The sequence below is a fragment of the Citrobacter amalonaticus genome, assembly GCF_018252635.1.
GTDB lineage: Bacteria > Pseudomonadota > Gammaproteobacteria > Enterobacterales > Enterobacteriaceae > Citrobacter_A > Citrobacter_A amalonaticus_E.
Genome location: NZ_JAGTXM010000002.1, coordinates 884,402 through 906,001, shown reverse-complemented (window position 1 = coordinate 906,001; position 21,600 = coordinate 884,402). Strand labels below are relative to the sequence as shown.

At 55.1% G+C, this 21,600-nt stretch carries 10 protein-coding genes; 7 read left to right on the top strand and 3 right to left on the bottom strand.

Features of this window, described 5'->3' with window-relative positions; all coding sequences use genetic code 11:
- Positions 1–6: 6 nt before the first annotated feature.
- The 3 genes from KE671_RS08740 to KE671_RS08730 all read right to left on the bottom strand — a co-directional run bounded on the left by KE671_RS08740 (position 7) and on the right by KE671_RS08730 (position 11,818).
- The gene (locus KE671_RS08740; RefSeq protein ID WP_206162585.1) at positions 7–9,321 is read right to left on the bottom strand and encodes an autotransporter-associated beta strand repeat-containing protein; all 9,315 of its coding nucleotides are present in this window, start codon (positions 9,319–9,321) and stop codon (positions 7–9) included.
- 195 nt (positions 9,322–9,516) lie between these two features.
- Positions 9,517–10,089 carry a LuxR C-terminal-related transcriptional regulator gene (locus KE671_RS08735; protein ID WP_206162584.1) on the bottom strand — a complete coding sequence of 191 codons (573 nt, stop codon included), beginning with the start codon at positions 10,087–10,089 and terminating at the stop codon, positions 9,517–9,519.
- A gap of 553 nt (positions 10,090–10,642) precedes the next feature.
- On the bottom strand, positions 10,643–11,818 hold the full coding sequence (locus KE671_RS08730) for a DnaJ family molecular chaperone (protein WP_206162583.1): 1,176 nt from the start codon (positions 11,816–11,818) through the stop codon (positions 10,643–10,645).
- A 295-nt stretch (positions 11,819–12,113) separates the two neighbouring features.
- Between KE671_RS08730 and KE671_RS08725 the strand changes: the two genes are divergently transcribed.
- From KE671_RS08725 to KE671_RS08695, 7 genes are all read left to right on the top strand, one after another.
- A complete protein-coding gene (locus tag KE671_RS08725) occupies positions 12,114–13,199 on the top strand; it encodes a YncE family protein (RefSeq protein WP_206162582.1) in 1,086 nt (361 codons plus the stop codon).
- Between the two features lie 60 nt (positions 13,200–13,259).
- On the top strand, positions 13,260–15,443 hold the full coding sequence (locus KE671_RS08720; protein ID WP_206162581.1) for a TonB-dependent receptor: 2,184 nt from the start codon (positions 13,260–13,262) through the stop codon (positions 15,441–15,443).
- Positions 15,444–15,560: 117 nt separating this feature from the next.
- A complete protein-coding gene (gene pheP, locus KE671_RS08715; RefSeq protein ID WP_206162580.1) occupies positions 15,561–16,949 on the top strand; it encodes a phenylalanine transporter in 1,389 nt (462 codons plus the stop codon).
- A gap of 188 nt (positions 16,950–17,137) precedes the next feature.
- The gene (locus KE671_RS08710; protein WP_206162579.1) at positions 17,138–18,376 is read left to right on the top strand and encodes an MFS transporter; all 1,239 of its coding nucleotides are present in this window, start codon (positions 17,138–17,140) and stop codon (positions 18,374–18,376) included.
- Between the two features lie 15 nt (positions 18,377–18,391).
- A complete protein-coding gene (locus tag KE671_RS08705; RefSeq protein WP_206162578.1) occupies positions 18,392–19,417 on the top strand; it encodes a sugar phosphate isomerase/epimerase family protein in 1,026 nt (341 codons plus the stop codon).
- Entirely contained in the window at positions 19,410–20,552 is a 1,143-nt protein-coding gene (locus KE671_RS08700; RefSeq protein WP_206162786.1) for a Gfo/Idh/MocA family protein, read from the top strand. The genes KE671_RS08705 and KE671_RS08700 overlap by 8 nt, the downstream gene beginning before the upstream one ends.
- A 75-nt stretch (positions 20,553–20,627) precedes the next feature.
- Positions 20,628–21,599: a LacI family DNA-binding transcriptional regulator gene (locus KE671_RS08695; RefSeq protein ID WP_206162577.1), complete on the top strand. Its 972-nt coding sequence runs from the start codon at positions 20,628–20,630 to the stop codon at positions 21,597–21,599.
- The last annotated feature ends 1 nt before the right edge of the window (position 21,600 follow it).

Here is a 21,600-nt window from a genome sequence, read left to right as displayed (position 1 = left end):
GCGTTATCAGAACGACTTTTTAAAGCCAATGGAGGCATTGATCGGCGCTTCTACCTGCGATTTATGCCCGCCGTTGTTGAACTGCGTTCCCAGTTCGCCGTACACCTGCAGGTCGCGGTCGATGTTCCAGCTCAGCCCTGCCGCCACTTCGGTACTGGAGTACTGCTGCGAGGATTCCAGCGTTGTGGTGGCAACAGCATTGCTGAAGTGGGTTTTATCTTTTGACCCCAGGCCCTGCCACAGGTTGACGCGACCATATGGCTGAATCTTACCGTGACGGGTGTCGTAGTCCGCTTTCAGCCGCAGCCCGACACGGGCGGTAAAGGCATCGGCAGTATCGAGTCTGACCTTCGTCTTCGCCGCGCCGCCCAGCGTGCTGTCATCAAAATCGCTGTACTGATAGATCAACTGCGCCTGTGGTTCCAGGCTCCACGCGCTTGCCCCCAAACGGAATGCTTTGCCGATCTCCGTCGAGGCGGTCAGCGTGTGGCCCTTCACGGTATGAGAGCCATGGTTTCCGGATGCCGACAGGCGGGCGTCATGGTTACCGTATTGCAGGACGTTATCCACATACATCCCATCGGTGGAGAACCAGGTGGCGTAGCCACCCAGGTAGAACGCGTTGTCGTCGATGTTACCGCCTTTACCCGCGCTGCCTGCGTTGCTACCTTTGACGCTGCTGTCGATATCCAGAATGCTGGTGTAAACACCGGCTTTCCAGCTGGTATCCGCGTAAAGGTCAACCCCTGCCTGAATCCCCATCGTGTGGCTGGTGGTCTGCGTGCCGGTGACATCGTCCAGTTTGGTTTTACCGGAGTAGCCAATCATTCTCGCCCACGCACGGTTGTTTTCATCGAGACCCGGTCGTGCGTCGTCTCCCATTCGCTGGTGCATGTTGCCTAACAGGCTCAGGTCGCCCTGACGCACTACGCTTGCGAGACCGGAATAGAGCATGGTTTCCGGACGGTATGCGCTGCGCAGATACCAGTTTTCACCCATGCCTTCCACGTTCCCGGCATACAACTGGTATTCAAACGCCCCGGCAGACATCCGGTTACTCGCCAGATAGAAACCGTCACGCGTGGATTGTGCCGTGGTGGTGGCGCCGTTTTTCGCCGTCACCACTTCGATCCCATCGCCCACCGTCGGCGCGCCCAGTCTGGAGCCGTCAACTTTCAGCAGCGTGCTGCCGCTGACCTTACCGCCATCGATCACCAGTCGGTCCGCAATGCCCTGACCGCCGCTGTTTTGCGCCGCGGCTAATTCAAGCGTCCCGTTTTTGCCGCTGTAATCGCCTTTCACCGTCAACGCGGAACCGATTGCCGCCCCCGTCAGCGACACGTTGCCGCCGTTGGTTAATCCGGCGATCGTCTGGTCATAACCTTGTGTTTTCAGCGCGGTTTCGCTCGCCACATAGTGATGAGACGCTGCGCTCAGTGTGTTGGTGCCACCGGCCTGTAAAACCCCGTTGGTGACAAGCGTTGCGCCTTTGTAGCTGTTCGCGCCTTCCAGCGTGGTGGTGCCGCTGCCGGTATGGTGGAACTGTCCTTCGCCGCTGATATTGCCGCTCAGGGTATAGCTGTTGCAGCGTTTCACATCCAGTACGCCGTCAGCGATGATATCGCCCTGTACGCTGCCGATCTCACCGCCATTACCCAACTGCAACGTGCCCTGCACGACGTGGGTGCCGCCAGTGTAGGTGGTGTCGAGTGTGAGCATGAGCGTACCCTGGCCGGTTTTCGTTAACTGGCCGCTGCCTTCAACGTCGGTCAACAGTTCGACGTTGAAGCCGTTGGTGTCGAAGGTTCCGCCGCCGGATTCCAGCGTCACCTGGCGGGCGGTATTAAACGCATCGCCATACTTCAGCGTGCCGCCGTTAAAGGTGATCCCGGTATTGGCTGCGCCGAGGTTTTTATCGCCGGTAACCTGCAGTGTGCCGGCCGTAATGGTTGTACCGCCGCTGTAGCTGTTCTCACCGGTCAGGATCAGCGTGCCGAGGTCGCTCTTATTGACGCCGCCGGTGCCGCGGATCTCGCTATCGATGGTGGCGACATACCCTGCGCCATCGACGGTGCCGTCGCCGACGCGAATCAGCGTGTTGGCCGTGTCGGTGGTGATGGCATCGCCCGCTACACGGTAGCCATCTGCGGCAAACTGCGCGCCGCTGATGATCACATCGCCCAGACTGTTATCCACGGTGACGTTGCCTGCCACTCCCTGGAAGACGGCGAAAGCGGCATCGGTGAACGGCGCGTTCAACGCGCCTTCCGGCGTGGATTCATCGGTGGTCCAGTTATCGTTGCCATGACTGGACTGCCAGATACCGTCGCCGCCGTTGATCACGCCGTTGTTTTTCAGTTCACCATTTTCACCGCCGGTGCCGTCCCAGAAGCGCAGAGTCAGACCGCCGTGGTTGACCAGGTTGACCTGATTGTTAACCGATGTCTGCACGTACAGACTGTCTGCCGCCGCCGGGGCGTTGGCAATATCCATCACGTTATTGGTCAGCGTGCCGGAATAGTTAATGACACGATAAACGCCGACATCAAAGCTGCCGCCGGGCGAGGTTTCAATGTTGAGCTTGCCGTCGAGCACCAGATCGCCGTTGACGTTAATCAGGTCGTTGAAAGCGCCGCCCGGGGTATATGCCTGACCAAACTGGTAATCCAGTTGCGACAGGTCATTCAGCGTCAGAGTGCCGGTGGTCAGTTTGCCGACGCTATTGAGTGTGGAACCGGCAGTAATATGGCCGTTATCCGCAACATTCACCGCGCCGCCAATAATGCCGTTGCCTCCCAGCGTCGCACCCGCCTTGACCGTAACGTCACCCGTCGCTGCCGCCTGATTGCCGTTGACCAGCAGTACGCCCTCATCGACCGATGTGGTGCCAGTCCAGGTGTTGTCGCCCGTTAAGGTCAGCGTTCCGTCGCCGATTTTCACCAGGTTGCCACTGTCACCGCGGATGATGCCGCTGATGGTGTCGTTGAGACCCAGATTACCGAGAGAGAGCGTTTTATCACCCAACATAACGTTGCCCGCGCCGGACAGTGAACCGATGGACGTCGCGCTGTCGACGTTGCTGATATCCACATTGCCACCGGAAAGGTTATTCACGGTGGTCATTTCCGCCAGCGCGCGATCGGCAAAGGACATCAATCCGCTGTTGGTCACCGTGGCGCTGCCGCCGCTGGCATCCTCTTCCAGCGCAAGGGTACTTTCTTCTGACACGTTGATGGTCGACTGTCCTGCGGTGGCATTGTCTGTAATCCGCGCCGTAGCTTTACCGTGCAGATTCAGCGTCGCGTCGGCGGCAGTGACCGTGTCTTTTAGCGTTAACAGGCTGTCGGCAATGTCCAGGGTCAGAGATTGCAGATGGGTGGCTGCGCCGCTGACGTTCAGCGTCGCGCCTTTCGTCACGCTCACCGTGCTGCTGGCGTTACTACCAAATGTTCCTGTCTGGCTGGCATTGACCGTGACGTTGTTAGCTTGTCCGGTACCTTCAATCTGCGTCGTACCCTGATAGCTGTTAGCCCGATCGAGCGACAACGTGCTGGCCGCATCATGGGTACTGCTGGTGACTTTCAGGTTGCCCGCACCCGCGATATCGCCAACAGGGGAGAAGTGGTGCGAATTCAGATCGAACACAGCGTCCGCGCCTGACGTCCCCAGGGTGAGAGTGCGTTGGGTGGTGAAATCCGCGCCCAGCTGTAGCGTTGAACCGTTGTTGATGGTGACGCCGGTTCCCGCCTGGCCCAGATTATTATCCGCCGAGATTTGCAGCGTGCCGCCGTCGATGCGCGTGCCGCCATGATAGGTGTTATCGCCACTGAGGATCAGACGCCCCCGATCGGTCTTGACCAGCGTCAGGCGATCCGCACTGTCACCTTCGCGGATCGCCGATGCGATCGTTGCGGTGAAGTTTTCGCCTGCGCCACCGGCACCGACGCGCAGCATCAGTTCATTACTACCCGCGGTAGTTTCCCAGGCGTTCAGCGCATCGCCTTTGATAACGTAGCCGTCTGCGTCAAACTGTGCGCCGGAGAACTGAACGTTGCCTGCGCTCTGATCGACCTCTACCGTACCGGCGTTGCCGGTAAAGACCGCGAAGGCTTTTTGCGCCCACGGCGCGTTGCCGATACCGTCCTGCTGCGTCCAGTTGTTATCGCCCAGGCTTCCGATAGCCATCCATTTGCCATCGCCACCATCGATTTTACCGTTGCCTTCAATCCCGGTTTTACCGTGGTTTTCACCCGTCTGCGCGCCGTCCCAGAACTGCAGCGTGACGCCGTTGGCGTTGACCAGGTTGACCTGCTTATCCAGCACCGTCTGGACAAAAAGATTGCTCTTATCCTGACCCGCCGGGACATCGCCCAATTCCAGCGTCTGGTTGTCGAGCGTGCCGCCGTAGTTATAGAGACGATAGACGCCTGGACCAAACGTGCCGCCCGCGCTTTGGCTGACGTTCAGCGTGCCGTCGAGCAGTAAATTGCCTGCGACATCGACCAGATCGTTTTGTGCGCCGCCTGGCACGAAGGCCTGCCCCAGCTCAAATGCAGAGGTGGTTTTATTGCCCAGTTGCAGGCTTCCATTGATCTTCAGCGTACCCGCGCCGCCGTCGCCTGCGCTGAGCGTGGTGGCGTCATTCATCATAACGCTGCCGCCGAGAGTCCCGGTGCCGCCCAGGGTTGCAATGCCGTTCACGGTTGTCATGCCCGTCGCGGCTGACTGATTACCGTTAACCAACAGCGTGCCGTTGTCGACGGTAGTCTCCCCTAAATAACGGTTGGCGCCGGTTAAACGGGTGATGCCTTTACCGATTTGCTCTAGCGCACCGATGCCAGAAATCACTCCGTTAAGCAGGACGTTGTTGCTGCGGTTAACGGTCAGAATACCGTCATCAACGATCTGCGAAACCGGGTTGATGCCGCCGGTCGTGCCGCCCTGACCGAGATGTAAAATCCCGCCCTGATTAATCGTAGTGGAACCGCTGTAGCTATTATCGGTGGTAAAGATGGTCGTGCCGCCCGTTGCACGAACAAAGTTGCCGCTACCGCTGATAGTGCCCTGATAAATTTGGCTATCAGCGCCATTGCCCAGCGTATCAAAGATGATGTTGCTGGCGTTGCCGCTGGTGGTGATGCTGTAGTTACCAATGGTCGCCCCGGTATTACTGGCATCGCGATGGTCGCCCGTGCGCAGCGTCGCGCCATTGTTAACGGCCAGGGTGCCATCAGTCAGCGTCAGACTATCCACGATGCGCATGTCAGTCTGCGCACCCGTCAACGTTAAGGTATTCCAGCCGCTGCCGATGTGGGTTCCCAGGCTGAGGTCATCCGCCAGCAGCGTACCGATATTACCGGTGGTATTCGTGAAGGTGAGAGCGTTACCCGTACCGGCTAATGTGGTGATGTGACGCGTGTTCGCCAGCGATACGTTGCCGATGTTGGCTTTGTTGTTGGTTGTCCCCGCAAAGTTTACTTCCCCGGCGAACGTTCCGCTGTTCCAGATAAAATTATCGCTACCGGCACCGGTATTGATGACGCCGCGGGTATTGCCGCCGCTGATGTTGATGGTGTCATTGCCTTTACCGGACTGAATCGCGACAGCCTGATCGGTGGCTGCGAGGATCGCCCCGGTGTTGGTGATGGTTTTACTGCTGTCGCCACTGGCATCTACCACCGGACCGTTCAGGCTGTTGGAGGTGATGTTTCCGCTGTTAATGATGGCAGAAACGTCTTTTGCCAGAATCGCCGAACCGCCCGTCGCGTCCTGAACGGTGATATTGGCGCGGGTGGTCAGTTTGCCGTTGGTGCGGGCATCAATCCCGTAGCCTGTGGCATCGTCGCTGTCGTTGTGTACCAGGACATTGTAGCCGGTGCCGATCGTCAAATCGCCGGTGGCGTCGCCGCCGCTTTCTGTCATAAAGGCAAATCCAGCGCCAGAGCCGGTCACATTGATGGTGTTGTTGGCGCCGTCCTTCACGTTCAGCGCCACGCTGGTGCGGATCCCGGGACCATTATTGGCGTTAATCGTGACATCGTTTAGCGTGATATCCGAACTTTCGGCATGGTTCTGAATTCCTGCGCCGCTGCCTAATGCGCTGATGGTGACGCCTTCGGCGGTCAGCGACCCTGCACCCGCTTCAAGGCGAATCCCATCCGCCGTGCCCCTGGTCGTAATGGTATCGGCTAATCCACCGCTTCCTGCAGAAATATTCAGCGTCGCGCCATTGGTCAACAGCACGCCTGCGGTACCGTCATCGACCTCAATCGCACCGAGCTTTTTGATCTGCGCATCTTTGCCAGAGGCGCGAACGCCAATACCGTTGCTGACATGCAATGCCTGAGAGGCGTTATTCGTCAACCGTCCTCCTTCCTGCACGTCGACACCGATACTGTCTTTACTGGCGAGATCGATAACCGCGTCCTGTTGCAGAACGATGTTGCCGAGATTCTTCGCCACATAGGCGATGACGTTCAGTCCAGTATCCAGGGATTTAATGACGGCGCTGGAGTTAAGAATGGTTTCGACAGGGGCATCCTGTGCTTTACCGTTCAACTGATGCGCCTGACCATCGACAATCCCGGCAGTGGTATTTGAGCCGGTCAGTTCAATAAGGGTCTTATCGCTGATGGTACCCTCTGCACCCCCTTCGAGCAGCAGTGCCGCCGCACCGTCGCCGCTAACCGTAAATGTCGCTTCACCCGTATCCACAGTGCTGCCTTTACCGGTCGCAAAAACGCCAATGGATTTCTCACCCGTTAATGTCATTTCGAGTTTTGATGACAGGTGCGTCTGCGGGTCAAACGTATTGCCGGCAAAATTTGCGCCGTTAGCGATGCGGAACAACGTAGTACGGGCCTGGCCGTTATCGTTCATCACCGCTTCGCCGATATTGGCGGTCGCGCCTTTGCCGTACAGGTAGTAACCAATCTGATCGCTGTTTTTGAACAGCGGACTGCTGGTACTGTTAATGTTAGCGACCGCATTATCGCGGGCATGAACGCCAATGTTGCCGACTTCTTCCAGCGTGATTGTGGAATACACGTCGACGATTGCCTGAGATGTGGTACTTCCTTCAGCCCAGATCGCATAGTTACGGTTCGATGTGCCGCCGTCGCCCGCGACCGTGATCGCCCCGGTGTCGCTGGATGTGACATGCGCGTTCTTCGAACTGGCGGTCAGGTGGATGCCGATGTTGTTGTGGCCGTTGACGTTAATCTTGCCGTCGTTGCGGATCTGCTGGCCGTTTTCGCTGCCGCTGTCGCGCACGGAAATACCGAAGTTCTGGCTGGTGCCGGACGTCGAGTCACCATTGAGGGTGATGTTACCGGTGTTGGTAACATTCCCGGTGGCGTTGCCTACCAAGATCCCGGCGGCGTTACGTACACCTTTTCCAAGGGTGATCGTTCCGTCATTGGTGACATCGCCTGAGCTTCTGGTCAGGATCCCGGCCCCGGGGCTGGCACCGCCGCCCATTGCAATATCTTCAGCGGGATTGTCAACATTACGCCCAAGGTAAATCGTACCGCCTGTGGTGTTCGTGAAGGTGGCATCACCGGACACTTCTACGCCGTAAGCCGTTCCCTTGCCAAATGAAGCGCCGTTATTGCGTCCGTCTACAACGTTAATCTCACCCTTGTTAATACCGGTAGTTTCACCCGACAACTGCATCCCGATAGCGAGTGTCAGTGAACTGTTAGGGGTATCGGTCGACCACGGGTCAGCTGCGGCCGCAGTTCCGTAATTGTTTGTCGTGATGGCCTGGTTAATCGTACCTTCATTGACCACGCTGCTGTTTCCCAGTCCCTGCATCCCGAAGGCACCGTAACTGTTGACGTTCTGATTGCCATCTTTGTCGATAAATAACCCGGAGTTGATCGTGCCGCGGTTAGTGGCGCTGGCATCGCTGGCCAGCATGCCAATTGCCAGCCCTTGTCCGGTTGAGGTCCGCAGAACATTCAGGGCTCCCTCATTGAGAATAGAACCACCGCCATCGGCCTTCATTGCCCCATTGATACTGCCATCGACAGCCAGAATCGTGCCCAAAGCCAATGTGCCGGTGGTGCCTGCTCCATTCGCGTAAATGGCATGCAGCTCCCCTGTGGCCGCCGTGGTGTTATTGGTGTGCGCTTGCCCGTCAGTCCAGACATCGTAATCCCAGGTCAGCAGGTCGGCATTGGTGCTGGAGGTCAGCAGTTGATTGATAAGACTTGCGTAGTATTTCTGTGCATCAGACACTTTACTCATGGCGCCAGAATCCAGCCACAATTGGATCTGGCTAATATCTTGCCCGTCGGGTGTTTTGGCGCTCTCACTGCCGGCACCAATCAGCCAGTTGTTGAAATTCGCCAGATCCGCCGTGCTTTTGATAGAAAAGGTGCGGTTACCCGTTTCAACGACTTTGCCCTCTTCGTTGTAGCCGTAGGTCATTAAGGTAATGTCATTGCCAAACACGGTGGTCTGTTTTGAACCGGCAAAGGTTTTGGTCGGAACAACCGGCGCAGCACCAAACTGGACGTAGTTATCGGATTGCCAGTTAACCTTGCTGTTCGGGTCTTGCGCTTTGAGCAGAGAAGAGTCTTTTGCCAGCAGACGGATAGCATTTTCTCTGACGTTCAGTGAATTATCGCCAATGTTGAGATTGGCGGTTGCGCCATCTTTCGCAAGGGCAAAGCCAAACTGCTTATAGATTTGCGATACATTGGCGTCATACGTGTTAAGCACCGCATCGCCAATCTGCGAGACGCTGATAAAGCTTGCCAGGCTTGCGCTATCAAACACTTTCAGGGTGGAGGTCGTCTCGGGATCGGCCGGGTCAATCACCTGAAATTCCACGCTTTGCTGCGGGGTAGACGACTGCGTATGACTGAGGTATTCCGCCAGTTCTTCAATGGTGGTGATGGATTTTTGCTCGTGGGCGAGGTTGGTGGCGGTGATAGTAATTTTGCCACTTTCCAGCAGATCCCGGATGGTGGAAGATTCCACGATGCCGCTCTGTCCATAGGCGATGTTGGGGATAGCGCCGGTAATATTCAGTTCACTGCCACCGGTGTGGTTTTCATATAAAAAACCGTAGTTGAATACATCCTGATGAACGCCTGCGGAGATGCCACTCTGGTAATCCACGGCGATATCGCGCGTGCCATCGGTTACGATCGGCGCGGCGACGGCAGTCAGTGAAACGCCAGCGAGTAAACCAGAAACAATAAGTAACCCTGCTTTACGCGAGCGGCTTTTTTTCTTCCCTTTCGATAATTCGGAGGCGACAACCCAAAGCCCGAGAGCCGCATTCCATATGATGTTGTAAACCTTATTCATAATAACCTCGTCTGCATTTCTGTTTTTAGTTGGTTGACACGTTGCGTTTGTGGTTAGGGTTGGCTCGCGATGAGTTGGCCTGGGTTGGTAAATTTCGAAAACAGGCGTCCCTTCCGCAGGGCGGAATAATTTTTAGTGATTGATAACGCCTTAAATAATGGTCAGTCGTCCGTGTCTTATTTCCTTAGTAGTGTGTTAGCGATAATGGGAGAACATATATTTAAGATGGCTGTTGCTGTGTCCCAATTTTTTGGCAATATTGCTTTTATAGGTACCGATGGTTTTTTCGCTTTTATGCGCAATAGTGGCAATTCTGGACAACGACCAGCCCCGGGAATACATCATCATGACGTTAAATTCATTAACGCTCATGGCATTATCCAGCGGTCGGTTCACGCTCGTGTTCTTGCCATTGATGAGTTGAGTCATCCGCCGGTGCAATGCGTCAAGGCTCAACGTGTGGTCGATAAAGTGCATCTGCATGCCGCAAATGGTCTGAAATACCGCAAAGGTTTCGGCATCTGTCAGTACAAAAAACATCAATGACGAACGCGAGGAGAGACGGCGAATAATGCTGGCGTATTTCAGAATATCCGTCTGTTCGGGGTGAATAATGAGGCAATCATTATTCTGAATAACCGGGAGGGAAGAGGGCGATGAGTTCGCTGCATAATATTGCATGCCATGATAGATTAATGTGCCACGCAGGATATTTTTCATGCCAAGCCATGTGTAATAATTATCACCCATAAAAATAGCTTTTGACATTAAATTCTCCTTGAATCGGCGATAGCATCCTGCCCCTCTTTAACGTATTAAAAAAGGGTTCTTCCCTGTTCGGGAAACGGTTTAAATCCGCATTTCGTATTGGGATTATTCTTAATTGAAATATTACGCTTTGTTAAAATTTAAGATAAATCGTTTATTTCGCCTGCTGGAGAATGATTGATAGATTTCACTTATGGATTGCTGAAAAAAGGTGGGGAAATAATGGCGAGATTGCGGGGAAGTCTGAAAAAATAGTGGAGAGAGCAGGAGGTAAAGGCGTGCCGTCTGGCGACAGGGAATAAAAGTGACGATGCGGCGGAGCGTGAGTTAAGAATATTCCTGGACAATATCAGCTTAAAAATTTTATGTCTGCGGAATATTCTTAATATCAATGTCTTTTGAGTGAATAAATCCGTAAAAAATTGTTTATCCGTAATAAAATTTCACCTATCACTTGGATGTTGAAGTTAAATGTGGTTTTTGATTATTTGTGCTGATTCTGGGCCTGACAGGCAGGCCAGCACTCACGGGCGACTATGTGGGGCAAAAAGTGTTAACCCGCCAGCAGATCTTGTTCAACGTGTTTAACCTGGGTCTCCAGCGTATCGCGAAGCTCGGCCAACGCGCGCTCCTGCTCGGAAAAGTACGCTTCTTTATCACGAACCGAGGTTGCCAGACGCCAGGCATTTTCCGCTTCCAGCGCGGCGATCTCTTTCAGCAACGCGTCAATCTGGATCCGCAGCTGCTGGATTTTCTGCCGCAGATGGTCGAGATTGTTCAGCCGATCGCTGGCCATCATTGGTTCCAGACCGCTTTGCAATTGGGTAAGCAGAGCGCGAATGGCCGCCAGATCGGCATTTTGCCGCGCCAGATTAAGCTGCACCATCATCTGATGCGCCTTCTCTTTCAGTTCATCCGCGACAAGGTCCGGATGACACAGACGGCTGGCCTGACGCCACAGGCGCTTAAGCTCATTGCGCTCATCCGTTGAAAGACGCTGATCGCGTGCGAATCGGTGCTGAGCATCCTGCTGCTGTTCCTGATACTCCTCATATTCATGCGTCGCCTCTTCCTGCGCCTGCCGCGTGTCGCTGTCATCCTGACGGGAAAAATCGGCTTCCAGTTCACGGATTTCGGCGAGCAGATCGGTAATCAGCTCCGTTTGCTGCTGAATGCGCTGACGAATGTCGACAGCCGCACGAGAGGCCGAGTCCATGCCCATCCACTGTTGTTTGAGCTGTGCTAACCGATCGACAGCCAGAGAGATGTACTGCTGACAGGAGAGGTAATCTTTTTCTCGACGTCGGCGTTCCGCTTCCTCCCGGCGCAGGGCGCTGGCGGCAAGCTGTTTACGCAGTTCGAGAATACGGCTCATTAATGGCCCGAGGCGCAGATGATACTGGTCGTTAAACTCATCCAGAATCTGAATGCGGGTATTACGGGTGTCGATCAGCTCACGCAACTGACTTTCCAGCGCTTTTAATTCCAGCTTGCTGGCGGCAATCGCCGGATCCTGCCAGCTGGTTATGGCGCGCTGATTTTGGAGCCAGGTGGCAATTTCACGCATTGCATCACTGAACCGACGCGTCTCGATAGCATGGGCAATTACCGTTATTATGGGATCGTCAGATTCTCGCTGCAGATGCACAAGCTGCTGCTGGATGATCTCTTCATCCTCAAGTTCGATGGCGCTTTTAATGATTTCGAGTCGTTTGATGATTTTATTCATGACACCGTTGCCTGGCGTGACCGACACATGAATGACGATATTTAGGTTAAGTCATTCGTTTGAAAAATATAAAAAAAGTGCAAATCGCATTCTGTGGCCTGCGGGGCCTGTTCGTCCAGAATAATTCGCAGAAATTCTCGTTCACTCGTCATTTTCGTTTGAGCTCTCACAATTCGAACCTCTGTTTCATTAAGGGTATTTTTTGCGCGAAATACGCTTGCTTCGATAAAGAGAATAAGTATAGTTCTCATTCTCTTTATTGTTTAATGTGCCTATTTTGGTAAGGAACCCTGGAATGAAGAAAAATATTACTGCGCTGGCCGTGCTGATCGCAGCGGCATTAAGCGGTTGCGCGGCTACCACGCCCACCACCACGCCTACAAATACCGTTGAAAAAACGGCGACATCAGCGGTGGCGAACGATTCGTTAAAACGCTCTCTGGCGGATGGCCTGTATGAGATGGCGTTAAATCCTGCCGGGGATGCGCTGTATGTCGCCAGCGCCGAAGGCTTTAAAGATGTTCAGGGCGGGGTGGTATACAAACTAGATGCTAAAACCCTTAAGACGATCGGTCGCAGCCACACAGATCTGAAAAACTTTGGTATGGCGATTTCGCCAGATGGCAAAACGGTGTACGTCACCAACTCGCTGGACGGTGGCCTGAGCGCGCTGAACACTGCGGATGGTAAAGTCAAAAATCGCGTCCTGTTCCCGGAGCGGAACGCGGAAGGTTTCCCGTATGGCGCACGTCAGGTGCTGCTGCATAACGGCCTGCTGTATATCGGCGCGGTCGCGGATCCTGCGGTGATCTGGGTGGTCGATGCTGAAACGCTGAAGTTGAAAACGCGCATCAAAAACACTGGCAAATGGATGACCGGTCTGCACTACGCCGAAACGACCCAGCGCATTTACGCCGCGAATGGCGGTGGCGAGATCCTGGTCATCAACCCGCGTAATCAGCGCGTTGAGAAACGCTGGAAGCCGCTGGGCGACAAACCGGCGCTGCTGCTGAATATGGCGGAAGATCCGCAAACCGGGCGCCTGTTCGTAACCGATAACTCCAAAGCGAAAACCACGCTGGTTCTCGATATTCACACCGGCAAGGTGCTGAAACAACTGGACGTGGGGGATTCTCTGGCGGTGAAATTCAACGCGAAACGCAACGAAATTTACATCACCCAGCGTGATTCCGGGAAACTGCTCAGTCTCAACGCGACCGATTACAGCGTGAAGAAAAGCTGGGATCTGCCGCCGAATCCAAACAGCCTGCTGCTCTCTGCTGACGGTCAGACGCTGTATGTCACCGTGAAACAGAAATTTAATAAAGACCACTCAACCGATGCGCCGGACAGCGTTGTGCGTATTGAGCTGAATAAATAATAAAAACAGCCGGGGGCGAATCTCGTCCCCGACACATTGACTCTTTTTGATGGCATTCACATGAACAACACCAAAACTATTCTGGCGCTGACGATTGGCGCGATCTCTGGCACGTCCTGGGCGGCAGATAGCGCGAAAAAAGCGGAAGACACCATTGTGGTCCAGGCGACCACGAACAATGATTTTAAACCCGGTGGCGATACGCCGCTGCCAGCGTTTCTTGATGGACAAGTCGCCAACGGCGGCAGGCTGGGGATGCTCGGCCAACAACGTGCGATGGACGTACCGTTCAACGTCATCAGTTACACCTCTAAACTGGTTGAGGACCAGCAGGCGAAAACCATCGCCGACGTCGTGGCAAACGATGCGGGCGTGCAGTATGTCCAGGGCTACGGCAACAGCGCGGAAAGTTTCCGCATTCGTGGTCTGAAATTTGACGGCGATGATATGACCTTTGGCGGCTTGTCCGGCGTCCTGCCGCGTCAGGTGGTGGATGCGCAGATGGTGGATCGCATTGAAATCTTCAAAGGGGCAAACGCTCTGCTGAACGGCGCCGCGAGCTCTGCGGTCGGCGGAATGATCAACCTTGAGCCGAAACATGCAGGCGATATCCCGCAGGCCAAAGTTGGCGTGGACTACACCTCTGATTCACAGATTGGCACCACGCTGGATGCCGGTCGTCGCTTTGGCGACAACGACCAGTTTGGCGCACGGGTGAATCTGGTCCACCGTGAGGGCGAAACCCGAATTCAGGACGATCGCCGTCGCACCACGCTGCTTTCCACCGGTCTGGACTACCAAGGCGATAACTTCCGCACCTCACTGGACGTGGGTTATCAGAAGAAAACCTTCCACGGCAGTCCAACCAGCGTCAACATTTCTGCGGTCGATTTCGTTCCGACGCCGCCAAAAAATGACCGCAACTTCTCGCAGAAATGGGCGTATAGCGACATTGAAAATGAGTTCGGCATGTGGCGTAGCGAATACGACATCACCGACAACTGGACTGCCTACACCGGACTGGGTGCCCAGCACGCGCACGAGGAGGGTCTCTACAGCGCGCCAAAACTGCTGGATAAGAGCGGGACGGCCACTGCCAGTCGTCTCGATACCAACCGTATCAGCGACACGGTCAGCGGCATGGCGGGAATTCGTGGCAATTTCGATACGGGCTTTGTCTCGCACAAAGTGAACATTGGCTACTCGGCGCAAAGCAAAAACGAAAAAATCGCGTGGAAGATGTCTAAAGCGGCAGATAACCCATATACCAACATCTACCACAACAGCGGCGTTGATGCGCCGGCCAGCACCAACTCGAACGGTAAGGGCGGTAATTACAGCGATCCGTTGACCAGCGGACGCACGCGGACTCAGGGCTGGCTGTTGAGCGATACCCTGGGCGTGCTGGATGACACACTGCTGTTTACCGTCGGAGCACGCCATCAGAAAGTGGTGATCCGGGGCTATGACAAAGTCACTGGTGCGGAAAACGCCGCCGACGGTTTTGATGGTAGCCGCTGGATGCCGACATACGGCATCGTCTACAAGCCATGGGAGACGATCTCTTTCTACGCCAACCATACCGAAGCGTTACAGCCCGGTAAAACGGCACCCAATACCGCAACCAACTATGGCCAGAGTACTGGCATTGTCCATTCAAAGCAGAATGAAGTGGGCGTGAAGGCGGACTTCGGGCGCGTTGGCGGCTCGCTGGCGCTGTTTGAGATCAAGATGCCGTCGGCGATCCTCGATAGCGAAACCAAACATTACGGTCTGGATGCCGAACAGCGTAACCGCGGCGTTGAGCTGAACGTCTTCGGTGAGCCGATGCTGGGTATGCGACTGAACGCCAGCGCCACCTGGCTGCAGGCGGAGATGACTAAAACCAATAATGGCCTGAATCAGGGCAATGATGCGATCGGCGTACCTAATTTTTACGCTGTGCTGGGTGCCGAATATGACATCAAACCCATTGAGGGGCTGACCGCTACTGCGCGTGTGAACCACTCCGGTTCTCAGTATGCAGATCTGGCCAACAGCAAAAAGCTCGACAGCTACACTACTCTGGACCTGGGCATGCGCTATCGCTTTGCACTTAACCAGAACCAAAACCAGATGACCGTTCGTGCGGGTATCGACAACGTTACCAACGAAAACTACTGGGCCAGTGTTGATGATTCCGGCACGTATGTTACCCAGGGGGAAGCGCGCACCTTCAAAGTGTCTGTTGGCTACGAGTTCTGAGTTCCACCTCGTTATCAGGGGCAAGGATGCCCCCATCCATTCCAGTGCCTTTAACTTGCTACCTCCAGCATGAAGTGTTAAAACGTGCCCCTTCTAAAAAAGAGACAGGGGTAGGGCGTGAAAGACGCGTCATCCGCTTCAGGCAACGGCCGTTCTGAAGCGTCGTCGGAACAGAGTCCGACGCTGCAACGTGGTTTGCAAAATCGACATATTCAGTTAATCGCCCTTGGCGGCGCGATTGGTACCGGGCTGTTTCTGGGGATCGGTCCGGCTATTCAGATGGCGGGGCCAGCCGTGCTGCTGGGTTACGGCATCGCCGGGGTTATTGCTTTTCTGATCATGCGCCAGCTCGGTGAAATGGTCGTTGAAGAGCCGGTATCGGGCTCCTTCGCTCACTTTGCCTATAAATACTGGGGACCATTTGCGGGCTTTCTGTCAGGCTGGAACTACTGGGTCATGTTTGTGCTGGTCGGGATGGCGGAACTGACGGCCGCCGGTATCTATATGCAATACTGGTTACCCGACGTCCCCACCTGGGTCTGGGCCGCCGCCTTCTTTATCATCATTAACGCCGTCAACCTGGTGAATGTCCGTTTGTACGGTGAAACCGAGTTCTGGTTTGCGCTCATCAAAGTACTGGCGATTATCGGCATGATCGGCTTTGGCCTGTGGCTGCTGTTCTCGGGCCACGGTGGCGAGCGGGCGACTATCGATAATCTGTGGCAGCACGGCGGTTTCCTGGCGACGGGCTGGGAAGGGCTGATTCTGTCGCTGGCGGTAATTATGTTCTCCTTTGGCGGGCTGGAACTTATCGGCATCACCGCGGCAGAAGCTCGCGATCCGCATAAAAGCATTCCGAAAGCGGTCAACCAGGTGGTGTATCGCATTTTGCTGTTTTACATCGGTTCACTGGTGGTTTTGCTGGCGCTCTACCCGTGGGTAGAAGTGAAATCGGACAGCAGCCCGTTCGTGATGATTTTCCACGATCTGAATAGCAACGTGGTGGCTTCCTCGCTGAACTTCGTGATTCTGGTGGCATCGCTGTCTGTTTATAATAGTGGCGTTTATTCCAACAGTCGTATGCTGTTTGGTCTGTCAGTGCAGGGCAATGCACCGAAGTTTCTGACTCGCGTCAGCCGTCGCGGCGTGCCGGTGAACTCACTGCTGCTCTCGGGCGCTATCACCTCGCTGGTGGTGCTGATTAACTACCTGCTGCCCAAGGAGGCGTTTGGCCTGCTGATGGCGCTGGTGGTGGCGACGCTGCTGCTGAACTGGATCATGATCTGTCTGGCGCATCTGCGTTTTCGCGCCGCGATGCGTCGCAAAGGGCGCGATACCCAGTTCAAAGCGTTGCTCTACCCGGCAGGGAACTACATCTGTATTGCCTTTCTGGCGATGATCCTCGTGTTGATGTGCACCATCGACGACATGCGTCTGTCAGCGCTGTTACTGCCGGTATGGGTTATCTTCCTGTTTGTTGCGTTCAAACTGTCCCGTAAAAAGTAACCTGTTGAAGCCCGGTGGCGATTTGCTTACCGGGCCGATATGACCTGTTACCCGTTACCGCCATTTTCCATCTTTAACGTGACCCTTCTCCCAATTCTGTTTCGATCCACAGGATCTTGTTTTTGTAATCGATTACTTTTTATTTGATGCGGTTTGTAATCGATTACTTTTTCATGACGAGGCTCAAAATGGTGTCAACAACGGAAAGTAGTGGAAAGGCGATAGGGCAGCAGCGGCTGCTGGTACCCCGACTGTCGCTGATGATGTTTTTACAGTTTTTTATCTGGGGAAGCTGGTCGGTGACGCTCGGTCTGGTCATGACGCAACACAATATGTCTTTGCTGATTGGCGATGCGTTTTCCGCAGGTCCGATCGCCTCTATTCTTTCGCCGTTTGTGCTCGGTATGCTGGTGGATCGCTTCTTTGCCTCGCAAAAGGTGATGGCCGTGATGCATCTGGCTGGAGCGGTGATCCTGTGGTTTGTGCCGGGAGCATTGATTGCCCAGAACGGGGCGTTGCTGATTGGCCTGCTGTTCGGCTATACGCTGTGTTATATGCCGACGCTGGCGCTGACCAATAACATTGCGTTTCACAGTTTGTCGAATGTCGATAAAACCTTCCCGGTGGTACGCGTGTTTGGCACTATCGGCTGGATCGTGGCGGGGATTTTCATCGGCGTCACCGGTGTGGCATCCAGCATAACCATCTTCCAGGTGGCGGCGATCAGCTCCGTACTGCTGGCATTGTACAGTCTGACGCTGCCGCATACGCCGGCCCCTGCGAAGGGACAACCGGTGCAGGTGCGCGATCTGTTTTGTGCCGATGCGTTTGCGCTGCTCAAAACGCGCCATTTCTTTATCTTTTCGCTGTGCGCAACGCTGATCTCGGTACCACTCGGCACCTATTACGCTTACACCGCCTCTTATCTGGCGGATGCCGGTATTGCGGATGTCAGCAGCGCGATGTCGTTTGGGCAGATGTCAGAAATCGTCTTCATGTTGGTGATCCCACTGCTGTTCCGCCGTCTGGGCGTGAAATATATGCTGCTGATCGGCATGCTGGCGTGGTTCGTCCGTTATGCATTCTTTGCGCTTGGCGTAAGCGAAGAGGGGCGCTTCCTGTTGTATCTCGGCATTCTGCTGCACGGCGTATGCTATGACTTTTTCTTTGTTGTCGGCTTTATCTACACCGACCGTGTGGCGGGTGAAAAGGTTAAAGGTCAGGCACAGAGCATGATCGTGATGTTCACCTATGGCATTGGAATGCTGCTGGGCTCGCAGATCTCCGGGGCGTTGTATAACCGGCTGGTTGCCGGGCAAACCGTGCCGCAGGCGTGGGTCACATTCTGGTGGATCCCAGCGGTAGCGGCCGCGGTGATTGCACTGATTTTCCTGTTCTCGTTCAGGTATGACGATGACAAGGCGTAATTTTCAGGAGGTGGTATGAGAACGATTAAGGGGCCGGGTATTTTTCTGACACAGTTTATCGGGGATCACGCGCCGTTTAACTCGCTGGAGGGACTGGCGGGGTGGGCGGCTGGCAAGGGCTATAAAGCGGTGCAAATCCCCTGTCATCAGCCGCATATTTTCGATCTGGCAAAGGCGGCACAAAGCCAGGCCTATTGTGATGACATCAACGGTAAGCTGGCGGAATACGGGGTAGCTATCAGCGAGTTGTCGACCCATCTGGAAGGACAGCTGATTGCGGTCAATCCGGTCTACAGCGACGCCTTTGACCACTTTGCCCCAGCAGAGGTGCGTGGTAACGATGCAGCGCGCCGGGCGTGGGGCACGCAGAAGCTGAAACAGGCGGCCGCGGCGTCGGCAAAACTGGGACTTAATGCGCATGCCACATTTTCCGGTTCGCTGGCCTGGCCATTTTTCTATCCGTGGCCGCCGCACAATGAACAGCGTTTTCAGGAGGCGTTTAGCGAACTGGCAAACCGCTGGCGGCCGATACTGGATACGTTTGATACGCACGGTGTGGATGTCTGTTTTGAGCTTCATCCCGGAGAGGATTTGCACGATGGCGTCACGTTCGAGCGTTTTTTGCACCTTCTCGACAACCATCCGCGCTGCAACATTCTTTACGATCCCAGCCATATGCTGTTGCAGCAGATGGATTACCTGGCCTTTATCGACATCTACCACGCGCGCATCAAAGCGTTTCACGTGAAAGATGCAGAGTTCCGGGCGAACGGACGTAGTGGGGTATACGGCGGCTATCAACCGTGGATCAACCGGGCAGGGCGCTTCCGCTCACTCGGTGACGGGCAGATCGATTTCAACGGTATTTTCAGCAAGCTGGCGCAGTATGACTTTGACGGCTGGGCGGTGCTGGAGTGGGAATGCTGCCTGAAAGACGGCGAGATCGGGGCCAGCGAAGGCAGCGAATTCATCCGCCGCCATATTATTCCGGTCTCCGGTCGGGCGTTTGATGATTTTGCTGCCGGAGGTGCCAGTGATTAATGTCGGCATTATTGGCAGCGGATTTATTGGACCTGCACATGTCGAAGCGCTGCGCCGCCTCGGGTTTGTTCAGGTAGTGGCGCTGTGTGACGGAAGTCTGTCCCAGGCACAGGAAAAGGCGCAGGCACTGAACGTGCCGCATGCCTATGGCAGCGTTGAGGAACTGCTCGCGCATCCGAATCTGCAGGTGGTGCATAACTGCACGCCTAACCATCTGCATGCGCAGATTAACCGGCAGATCTTGCGGGCAGGCAAGCACGTCTTTTCTGAAAAGCCGCTGTGTATGACGGCGGAAGAGGCGCGTGAGCTGGTGGCGCTGGCGGAAGAGGCTGGCGTGGTGCACGGCGTCAGCTTTGTCTATCGTCAGTTTGCGATGGTGCGACAGGCCGCCAGCATGATGCGCGCAGGGAGTATCGGGCGACTGTTTGCCACGCATGGCAGCTATCTACAGGACTGGATGCTGCTGGAAACCGACTACAACTGGCGGGTGGAATCGGCCCTCGGCGGGGCGTCGCGTGCCGTGGCGGATATTGGTTCCCACTGGTGCGATACGGTGCAGTTTGTCACCGGTCGGCGCATCACGGAGGTGATGGCCGACCTCGCGATCGTCTGGCCGACGCGCAAGGCGAATGTCGCGGGCAGCCAGACCTTTGCTCATGACCCGAACGCCCGGTATGAAGATAAATCGGTAAGCACTGAAGATTTCGCCTCGGTATTGTTCCGCTTTGATGATGGCAGCAAGGGCAGTTTTCGCGTATCACAGGTTAGCGCCGGGCACAAAAATGGCCTGACATTTGAAATCAACGGTAGCGAGCAGTCCGTCGCCTGGGATCAGGAGGTGCCGCAGCAGTTATGGGTCGGCCGTCGGGCGCAGGCGAATCAGATCCTGAGCGATGATCCTGCACTGATGAACCGCGATGTCGCCGACAGCGCGCATTATCCCGGCGGACATATTGAAGGCTGGCCCGATGCCTTCAAAAATATGATGGCGCAGTTCTACCGTGCCGTTCAGGAAGGCAAAATGCCGGAAAAGCCATTGTTTGCCACCTTCCACGATGGCGCGAATGTGATGTATATCATTGATGCGATAGTAAAAAGTCATCAGCAGCAGCGCTGGGTACGTGTTGAGCGATGACGCGTTGCCCGGTTCGCCGGGCAACGAATTTATGATAGCCTGCATAAAACGCTAACCGCAGGATGTGTCGTCGTTATGTCTATTCAGAAAATCGCTCAGTTGGCCGGGGTTTCGGTGGCGACGGTGTCGCGCGTGTTGAACAACAGCGACAGCGTGAAAGCGAAAAACCGTGAGCGGGTTTTGCAGGCAATCAAGGAGAGCAACTACCAGCCCAATCTGTTGGCACGTCAACTTCGCACCGCGCGCAGCCACATGATTCTGGTGATGGTATCCAACATCGCCAACCCGTTTTGCGCCGAGGTGGTCAAAGGGATCGAAGCCGAGGCCGAGAAAAATGGCTACCGGATTCTGCTGTGCAATTCGGGTTCCGATATCGATCGTTCCCGCTCAGGGTTAAGCCTGCTGTCAGGGAAAATCGTCGACGGTATTATCACCATGGATGCCTTCTCCCGACTGCCGGAACTTGCGGAGTTAATCGGCAACGCGGCCTGGGTTCAGTGTGCTGAATATGCCGATGCGGGGACGGTTTCCTGTGTCGGGATCAACGATGTGGACGCGTCGCAGCACGTGGTGAGCCAGCTTGCTGACAGCGGGCGTAAGCGGATCGCCTTGATTAACCATGATTTAAGCTACAAATATGCCCGTCTGCGCGAACGCGGTTATAAGAGCGTGATTCATTTGCGCGATCTGGACTATCAGGCGGTGGAGTATGCCAGCGACCTCAGTTCAGCGGCCGGGATGGCGGCGATGCAAAAGCTGCTGAAAGAGAATCCTCCGGATGCGGTGTTTGCCGTTTCCGATACGCTGGCGGCAGGGGCACTGCGCGCCATCGAGCAGGCGGGTCTTCGCGTACCGCAGGATATCGCCGTGGTTGGGTTCGATGGCACTGAACTCTCTGAGATGGTGTCACTTACCACCATTGAACAGCCGTCGCGCGAGATTGGTCGCAAAGCGGTTACCTTATTGCTCAACAAAATCGATAATCCGGATGCGCCAACGGAAAGGGTGATGATGGACTGGCGCTTTATTTCACGCGCCAGTACCTGAG

Bases quoted from the DNA above. Each gene is read 5' to 3' on its own strand.
- KE671_RS08740 (WP_206162585.1), bottom strand. From the start codon at position 9,321: ATGAATAAGGTTTACAACATCATATGGAATGCGGCTCTCGGGCTTTGG.
- KE671_RS08710 (WP_206162579.1), top strand. From the start codon at position 17,138: ATGGTGTCAACAACGGAAAGTAGTGGAAAGGCGATAGGGCAGCAGCGG.
- KE671_RS08735 (WP_206162584.1), bottom strand. From the start codon at position 10,089: ATGTCAAAAGCTATTTTTATGGGTGATAATTATTACACATGGCTTGGC.
- KE671_RS08705 (WP_206162578.1), top strand. From the start codon at position 18,392: ATGAGAACGATTAAGGGGCCGGGTATTTTTCTGACACAGTTTATCGGG.
- KE671_RS08725 (WP_206162582.1), top strand. From the start codon at position 12,114: ATGAAGAAAAATATTACTGCGCTGGCCGTGCTGATCGCAGCGGCATTA.
- KE671_RS08720 (WP_206162581.1), top strand. From the start codon at position 13,260: ATGAACAACACCAAAACTATTCTGGCGCTGACGATTGGCGCGATCTCT.
- KE671_RS08730 (WP_206162583.1), bottom strand. From the start codon at position 11,818: ATGAATAAAATCATCAAACGACTCGAAATCATTAAAAGCGCCATCGAA.
- KE671_RS08695 (WP_206162577.1), top strand. From the start codon at position 20,628: ATGTCTATTCAGAAAATCGCTCAGTTGGCCGGGGTTTCGGTGGCGACG.